We start from the raw sequence: 7,052 nt of genomic DNA on the forward strand, positions 1-7,052 counted from the left end.
TCTAACAAGTCTATTCACTTCAATTCGATTCTTCAAACTATGTTCTTCTACAATTCCTTTTTAGATAATCTCCCCTCTTTATTTAGCTAACGAAATATAAGAACTTCTTGTAATCCGATAATCAATCAAATAAGTGAAATAAAAACGATGTAGTAGATCATATTTCACTAAATCGACACATATGATGTGTATCAGACTTGGTCATTTATTTTCATTTGAAAACGGATACAAAAGGAGGAGTTTACATGATTTATGCTCAGCCTGGGCAACCTGGCTCACTCATTACATTTAAAAAGAGATACGAAAATTTCATCGGTGGAGAATGGGTACCTCCCATTGACGGTGAATATTTTGAAAATATTTCGCCCGTTACTGGACAAGTATATTGCGAAGTTCCTCGCTCGAAAGCAGCTGATATCGAATTAGCACTCGATGCTGCTCATGCGGCGAAAGAAACATGGGGACGCACATCTGTCGCTGAACGTGCACGCCTATTAAATAAAATCGCAGACCGAATGGAAGAGAATTTAGACATGCTTGCGGTCGCAGAAACATGGGAAAACGGAAAACCGATTCGTGAAACGCGTGCCGCTGACATTCCGTTGGCAATTGATCATTTCCGCTATTTTGCGGGTTGCATTCGCGCTGAAGAAGGCACGCTTGCAGAGCTTGACGATGATACCGTCGCTTATCATTTCAAAGAGCCGCTTGGAGTTGTCGGACAAATTATCCCTTGGAACTTCCCAATTTTAATGGCAGCGTGGAAACTCGCACCTGCTTTAGCTGCTGGTAACTGCGTCGTATTAAAGCCAGCAGAACAAACTCCAACATCGATTCTTGTGCTAATCGAGTTAATTCAAGACTTATTACCAAAAGGTGTTATCAACGTCGTCAACGGATTTGGTCTTGAAGCTGGCAAACCGCTCGCTTCTAACCCACGAATTGCAAAAGTTGCCTTTACTGGCGAAACGACAACCGGACGTTTAATTATGCAATATGCATCTCAAAATTTAATTCCGGTTACGCTTGAACTCGGCGGAAAATCACCAAACATTTTCTTCGCTGACGTTGTTGCGAAAGATGACGAATTTTTCGATAAAGCATTGGAAGGTTTTACGATGTTTGCATTAAATCAAGGGGAAGTTTGTACATGCCCTTCACGCGCGTTAATCGAAGAATCGATTTACGATGTGTTTATGGAACGGGCTTTAGAACGAGTGAAGCAAATTAAACAAGGAAATCCGCTCGATACGAGTACGATGATTGGCGCTCAAGCCTCATCTGAACAGCTAGAAAAAATTTTGTCATACATCGACATCGGTAAACAAGAAGGGGCTGAACTTCTAATCGGCGGCGAGCGCAATATGTTAGAAGGAGACTTACAAGGTGGTTATTATGTCAAACCAACCGTCTTTAAAGGGCATAATCGTATGCGTATCTTCCAAGAAGAAATTTTCGGTCCGGTTGTATCTGTCACCACATTTAAAGATAAAGATGAAGCGTTAGCGATCGCAAATGACACATTATACGGACTAGGTGCTGGAGTATGGACGCGCGATATTAATACAGCGTATCGCTTTGGACGTGGCATTCAAGCTGGACGTGTATGGACAAATTGTTATCACGCATATCCTGCGCATGCGGCATTTGGTGGATATAAAATGTCAGGAATCGGACGTGAAACGCACAAAATGATGCTCGAACATTATCAACAAACGAAAAACTTACTTGTTAGCTACTCACCGAAAAAACTTGGATTTTTTTAATCGTCAAGGCAGCGTCTCGAAAGCGCTGCCTTTTTGAAAGGATGGGACACATGCAACCGAAAGTCATAGCGACCGAAGCAGCCCTACAACTTATTGAAAAGCTAAAAGCGAAATATGGTCCACTGATGTTTCATCAATCAGGTGGATGTTGCGACGGAAGTTCACCGATGTGTTACCCGCAAGGAGAGTTTATGATCGGTGACTCAGATGTATTGCTTGGCGAAATTGGAGGATGTCCATTTTATATGCATGCTGCTCAATATGAATATTGGAAACATACACAACTTATTATTGATGTTGTGCCTGGCCGGGGTGGCATGTTTTCACTTGAAGGATCCGAAGGAGTACGTTTTTTGACAAGATCAAAAGTATTTTAGTCATATGATGAGTTGCTTTAGGGCAGCTCATTTTTTATGAATGAAGCACAAAAACGATGATTTTCATAAAACCAAAAATAATGAATGACTATTCATTTTTGTATAGTATAATGGAATTAAGGGGGAGTGGGGATGTTACTAAAGAAAAAATTTGAACAAGAAACGGTTGGCGATGTCCACGTTGCCAAAGGTACTCTAACATTTCAAGGAGTTCGCTTAACCGTTCATTGTTTCTCGATTGATGGTGTATTGATTGACACCGGAGCACAATCGTTAGCACGAGAATTTACACAGTTTTTCAACCAATTACAAATTGACCAAGTTGTCATTACTCATTTTCATGAAGACCATACAGGTTGTGCAGCATGTTTACAAAGCGAACGACAACTGCCCATTTATATGAATGAGCTCATGATTGATTATTGTCGTAAACAAGCAGATTATCCCATATATCGCAAGTTTTTTTGGGGAAAACGCCCCCCTTTCCAAGCCAAACCGATTGGAAAAACATTTTCTACTCACCACGGGACATGGGATGTCATTCATACACCAGGTCATGCGGTCGATCACCTCGCATTTCTTAATCGCGAAACAGGACAACTTTTTACAGGGGATTTGTACTGTCTAGAAAAAACAAAAGTCGTTTTGCGCGAAGAAAGCGTCCCTACATTGATTGAATCATTAAGAAAAGTGTTAACGTACGATTTTAACGAAATATTTTGTGCTCACGCTGGTTATATAAAAGACGGACGAACTGCTTTACAACGAAAGCTTAACTATTTACAAGAACTTCAGGGAAAAATTATTGATTTGTATGAACAAGATGCACAACAAAAACAAATTCAATCCATTCTTTTCTCGAAGAAATATCCAATCACCTATCTTTCCTTCGGTGAATGGAGCTCTTCTCATATCGTCCGTTCAGTGATTGAAGAATATCGGATCAAAAAGATGAGCGAACAGTGACGATTGCTGTTCGCTAAAATCATATATTCTATTGCGTCCTAACCGCCGCAATCGTCGTCTGTGGATTTTTTTCTTTCATCTGCTTTAACGTCGCAACGATGAGAAAGCTGACAATGACTAATAAAAACCATGAACTTACTTTTCCTAAGTGAACGATACTCCAAGCCTTCGCTTGGTTCGGGTATTGCCAAGCGCCAAAGAACGTAGCAATATTTTCCGCAATCCAAATAAAAAACCCGATGAGAAAAAATGAAAGCACAAGCGGCATGCGATAACGCGTTCCATTCACCTCGTATGTGACGGATGACGACCAAAAAACGAGCATAACAAGTCCGATTAACCACCAACGAACATCAAACCAATAATGATGGGTAAAAAAATTTAAATAAATCGCTGCAGCTAGTGGAACAACGACTGAAAATGGCGGCCATTTCACGAGTTCCACCTTTAACCGTCGCCACGCTTGACAAAGATAGCTAGCGACACTTGCATACATAAAACCGCTATATAAAGGCACGCCGAAAATTTTAACATACCCTTCTTCTGGATAAGCCCAAGACCCCATGTGCACTTTAAACAATTCAAGCGCAAGACCAATGAGGTGAAACATCGTAATCACTTTTAATTCATCTCGCGTTTCTAGCCCGGTACGCACCATCCACCATTGCATCAAAAGGCAAATAATAAGCAGCCAATCATACCGTGGCAAGAAAGGAAGCGGCACCATTTTTGTTACGGCTAACGAGGCAAAAATGACAACGGGAAACAAGCAAGATAACGCTTGTTCCCAACCAAAATGAACGAGTTGAATGAACGCTCTCATCGCTTTTGCCTCCCATTACATTTCGTCATCGCTTCGATATTCTAAAATATCTCCCGGTTGGCATTCTAATGCTTTACAAATGGCATCTAACGTCGATAACCGAATCGCTTTTGCTTTGCCGTTTTTTAAGATTGATAAATTTGCCATCGTTATTCCTACTTTTTCTGACAGCTCAGTCACGCTCATTTTCCTTTTCGCCAACATGACATCTAGATTCACAATAATCGCCATGTGATTCACCTCAAACGGTTAAGTCGTTTTCCGATTTGATCTCGATTGCCTTTTGTAAAAGCTTTTGCAGCACTGCGGCAAACACTGCGACGACCATCGCTCCAAACACAACCATCAACCCGATGATGATAATCCCTGGGGCGTCATCTAAATCAGCAGTAAGATAAAAAAACGGCATACCTGCGATATACAACAAACTAATGGCAGTTGCACAATTTTTTATATACTTTAACGCTTTTACTGATAAATCGGAAAACGCTTCGTTTTTGTCAATATAAGTTAAAATGTTGAACGCTTGATACAACGCAAAGAAAAACGGAATCGCGGTAACGTAAAAAAAGATCGTGATCGGATAGCGCAAATACGCTACTTCTGGCAACCACTCGGCATAAAAGTTAGGAAACTTAGGTAAAACAAATACACATAACATAGCAACAGGAGAGCCGATAATCAAAATAGCGCTTTTTAAAAAAAGTGTCTCTCGTTTCACAACAAGCACCTCACTTCGATCATTTCCATTCCATTTTAATACATTATTTATCGTTTTACAATAAATAATTATTGTTTCAAATTATTTATTTGTTTTAAAACATAAAAAGCATTCCTCTTTTTGAGAAATGCTTGTTTCCATTACTTTAGCGCGAAGGTGTACGAGAAACTCTTTTGTATGCAAGAGAAGATTCCGTTATTCAATCGAGCGAAAAAACTTCCGAAATAGCCCCCATATTAAAAGGACATGATAGAATGTGCCTCCTAACCAATACACCCAAAACGTGTTATGATTTTCCGCTAGCGCTAATACTCCTTGAGAAATCCAATATGTCGGAAAGATGAAAGCTCATTCATTTCGCGGAATACCAAAACTAACACTTCACTGTGTATTCTTTAATTGTAGCAACAATTTCGTTAAAGGAATATTGATGATTTACCACATCAACAACAAATTCAATTGCCTCATCTTTTGGCATCACAAACCGATAGCCGTTGTATTTCAAAAATTGAATAAGAGCAACAAAAGCTGTTCGTTTGTTTGCATTATGGAAACAATGGTTTTTTGCCAAAGACTCAAACAATGCAGCTGCTTTCTCAAAAATAGTAGGGTAAGCATCTTCGCCAAGCAGACTTTGTTGTGGACGATACACAGCAGATTCCAATAATGATTTTTCTTTTACACCTTTCATTTCACGAGGTGAGTATTTCTCAATAATGAAGAAGTTCGTCGCAATGATTTCCTCTACTGTTAAATACCTCACCGATCAACAAGCCCCTTAATCGTTTCGTCATACTCCTCGAGCGTTTCATTTAACACGTCAAAAAAATCTTTCGAAATGCCTTTTGGCAAGTTCACTTTGTTACTTTTCTTTATCACAATTTGGTTATCTTTAAACTCCATTTGTATTTCGTCTCCTTGATGTATATCAAGCTTTTGAAGGAATTCCGTAGGAAAAGTAACTCCTAGTGAGTTTCCTATTTTCAACACTTTCCGATCTGCATGTAGCATATAGCTCACCTCTTCGTTATAATCGTTATAACAATTATAACATAAAACAATCGTTCAAACGAGTTGGACAATGAAGTGCCGCCAACAGAAAAAATTCAACCAACGTACGCACCGTAAACGTCCGCGAAGTGTCGTGGTAGCCAACGGCTTCGATCATCGATTGGAGATCTTCATCAGAAACAATTTTTTGCATCAAATGTGGGAGGGTGGTATGCTTGTTCATAGAGAGCACCTTCTTGGTTTGTTTGTGTAGCTACTTACATTCTACAGGAAAGGTGCTCTTTTTTCTATGATATGCATGGATATTATTGGTTAATCAACACGCCTGATTTTATTTCTTTTCTTTATCGCCTTTTGAGATTCAAGCTCCATTTCTTCCTCTCTTTGGTGGTGTTTATCCTGAAAATTTCCTTTTATCACAAAAAACGACCCTCGGATGGTTCCTGCTAGTTTAGATTTTTGCCGAGCGAATTTAAACGTTCCTTCTAGCTCCTTCGGTATATCCATCCCTTCAGATAGCTTGAAACCCACAGCCCGCTTTTTAGGGTCATCGATTGTATACATCACATTGACCACAAGACCGTCTTCGTAAAAGACATAGGCAAATTGAATATTCTCGACTTGAAAACGTGATGTTTCTAAAGGCTTGGCGGCGAATTCAATTCCTCGTTCTTCCTGCAAAATGTGATTTACATAATCAATCGTTGTTTGACTTTCACTCGCCGGTACAACTGTAAATTCATGCTTGTATTTGTTCATAAAATAACGGGCTTCGTTTGCACGCAACCCAGCAAGAGCTTCTGCGAAAGGAGAAGACTCTAAACCAATTGTAGACACGTTTTTAAAATCAACGACATAGGCCATTTCTATTCCTCCATTGCTCTCTTTATCATTTTTACAAAAGATACCATATATCATTTGCCCGTTTGCTCTGGAGGCGACTTTACTACTTTCGCCAAAAACTTGTGCACTCTGCTTTTTCTTGAATATTAAATGCAATGATTTTTTCTAACAATTCGTAGTTTACTGGTTCGCTCCATGGAATTCGAAACAATCCTTTCGTAGCACTATAGCCAGCTTGGGCAATTTCATCGGCAAAATGGGCCATGCATGCTTCTTCAGGTGACACACTTACATGATTCTTTGCCACAGAAAAGCCGATGATAAATGTACCATGATCCGTAAACATTGGTGTATTCCATTTAATCTGAGGTTTTAAATGTGGAAATTTATTAGAAACCCATCGCAACATTTCTTCTATGTAACTATTCAGCCACATCATAAAGTGAGCTGAATATTTTTTGCTTTTCCTGTCTATGATGTGAATATTGATAGACAAGGAGGTGAATCACATGTTGACGGTACAACAAGCTGTATTTACAGTTGAG

General features: G+C 39.5%; 9 protein-coding genes and 2 pseudogenes. 3 read left to right on the forward strand and 8 right to left on the reverse strand.

Features of this window, described 5'->3' with window-relative positions:
- Window positions 1–245 precede the first annotated feature (245 nt).
- The 3 genes from adh (at window position 246) to K1I43_RS08110 (ending at window position 3,109) form a co-directional block, all read left to right on the forward strand.
- Window positions 246–1,766, forward strand: coding sequence for an aldehyde dehydrogenase (gene adh, locus K1I43_RS08100; protein ID WP_009360908.1), 1,521 nt, complete (start codon window positions 246–248; stop codon window positions 1,764–1,766).
- 50 nt (window positions 1,767–1,816) lie between these two features.
- The gene (locus K1I43_RS08105) at window positions 1,817–2,143 is read left to right on the forward strand and encodes a DUF779 domain-containing protein (protein WP_026011578.1); all 327 of its coding nucleotides are present in this window, start codon (window positions 1,817–1,819) and stop codon (window positions 2,141–2,143) included.
- A gap of 132 nt (window positions 2,144–2,275) precedes the next feature.
- Window positions 2,276–3,109 carry an MBL fold metallo-hydrolase gene (locus tag K1I43_RS08110; protein ID WP_220382638.1) on the forward strand — a complete coding sequence of 278 codons (834 nt, stop codon included), beginning with the start codon at window positions 2,276–2,278 and terminating at the stop codon, window positions 3,107–3,109.
- Window positions 3,110–3,137: 28 nt separating this feature from the next.
- Here the strand turns inward: K1I43_RS08110 and K1I43_RS08115 are convergent, their stop codons facing one another.
- The 8 genes and pseudogenes from K1I43_RS08115 to K1I43_RS08150 all read right to left on the reverse strand — a co-directional run bounded on the left by K1I43_RS08115 (window position 3,138) and on the right by K1I43_RS08150 (window position 6,946).
- Window positions 3,138–3,932, reverse strand: a complete 795-nt coding sequence (locus tag K1I43_RS08115) for a DUF817 domain-containing protein (RefSeq protein WP_019417186.1) — start codon at window positions 3,930–3,932, stop codon at window positions 3,138–3,140.
- Between the two features lie 15 nt (window positions 3,933–3,947).
- On the reverse strand, window positions 3,948–4,163 hold the full coding sequence (locus K1I43_RS08120) for a helix-turn-helix domain-containing protein (protein WP_009360904.1): 216 nt from the start codon (window positions 4,161–4,163) through the stop codon (window positions 3,948–3,950).
- Between the two features lie 10 nt (window positions 4,164–4,173).
- On the reverse strand, window positions 4,174–4,593 hold the full coding sequence (locus K1I43_RS08125) for a DUF2975 domain-containing protein (protein WP_255571981.1): 420 nt from the start codon (window positions 4,591–4,593) through the stop codon (window positions 4,174–4,176).
- Between the two features lie 433 nt (window positions 4,594–5,026).
- Window positions 5,027–5,416 carry a type II toxin-antitoxin system death-on-curing family toxin gene (locus tag K1I43_RS08130; protein ID WP_019417183.1) on the reverse strand — a complete coding sequence of 130 codons (390 nt, stop codon included), beginning with the start codon at window positions 5,414–5,416 and terminating at the stop codon, window positions 5,027–5,029.
- Window positions 5,413–5,664: an AbrB/MazE/SpoVT family DNA-binding domain-containing protein gene (locus K1I43_RS08135; protein ID WP_019417182.1), complete on the reverse strand. Its 252-nt coding sequence runs from the start codon at window positions 5,662–5,664 to the stop codon at window positions 5,413–5,415. Before K1I43_RS08135 ends, K1I43_RS08130 begins: the two co-directional genes overlap by 4 nt.
- A 70-nt stretch (window positions 5,665–5,734) precedes the next feature.
- Window positions 5,735–5,887 (reverse strand): annotated as a pseudogene (locus tag K1I43_RS08140) (IS4 family transposase); the annotation flags it as partial.
- A gap of 179 nt (window positions 5,888–6,066) precedes the next feature.
- Window positions 6,067–6,528, reverse strand: a pseudogene (locus K1I43_RS08145) (phage tail protein); the annotation flags it as partial.
- Between the two features lie 82 nt (window positions 6,529–6,610).
- Complete coding sequence (locus K1I43_RS08150; protein WP_019417179.1) at window positions 6,611–6,946, reverse strand: iron chaperone; 336 nt, start codon at window positions 6,944–6,946, stop codon at window positions 6,611–6,613.
- Window positions 6,947–7,052 lie beyond the last annotated feature (106 nt).

Origin of the sequence: Anoxybacillus sp. ST70 (assembly GCF_019553625.1) — a bacterium.
GTDB lineage: Bacteria > Bacillota > Bacilli > Bacillales > Anoxybacillaceae > Anoxybacillus > Anoxybacillus gonensis.

Coding starts and splice junctions, on each gene's coding strand:
- adh (WP_009360908.1), top strand. CDS start 246: ATGATTTATGCTCAGCCTGGGCAACCTGGCTCACTCATTACATTTAAA.
- K1I43_RS08105 (WP_026011578.1), top strand. CDS start 1,817: ATGCAACCGAAAGTCATAGCGACCGAAGCAGCCCTACAACTTATTGAA.
- K1I43_RS08110 (WP_220382638.1), top strand. CDS start 2,276: ATGTTACTAAAGAAAAAATTTGAACAAGAAACGGTTGGCGATGTCCAC.
- K1I43_RS08115 (WP_019417186.1), bottom strand. CDS start 3,932: ATGAGAGCGTTCATTCAACTCGTTCATTTTGGTTGGGAACAAGCGTTA.
- K1I43_RS08120 (WP_009360904.1), bottom strand. CDS start 4,163: ATGGCGATTATTGTGAATCTAGATGTCATGTTGGCGAAAAGGAAAATG.
- K1I43_RS08125 (WP_255571981.1), bottom strand. CDS start 4,593: ATGTTATGTGTATTTGTTTTACCTAAGTTTCCTAACTTTTATGCCGAG.
- K1I43_RS08135 (WP_019417182.1), bottom strand. CDS start 5,664: ATGCTACATGCAGATCGGAAAGTGTTGAAAATAGGAAACTCACTAGGA.
- K1I43_RS08150 (WP_019417179.1), bottom strand. CDS start 6,946: ATGATGTGGCTGAATAGTTACATAGAAGAAATGTTGCGATGGGTTTCT.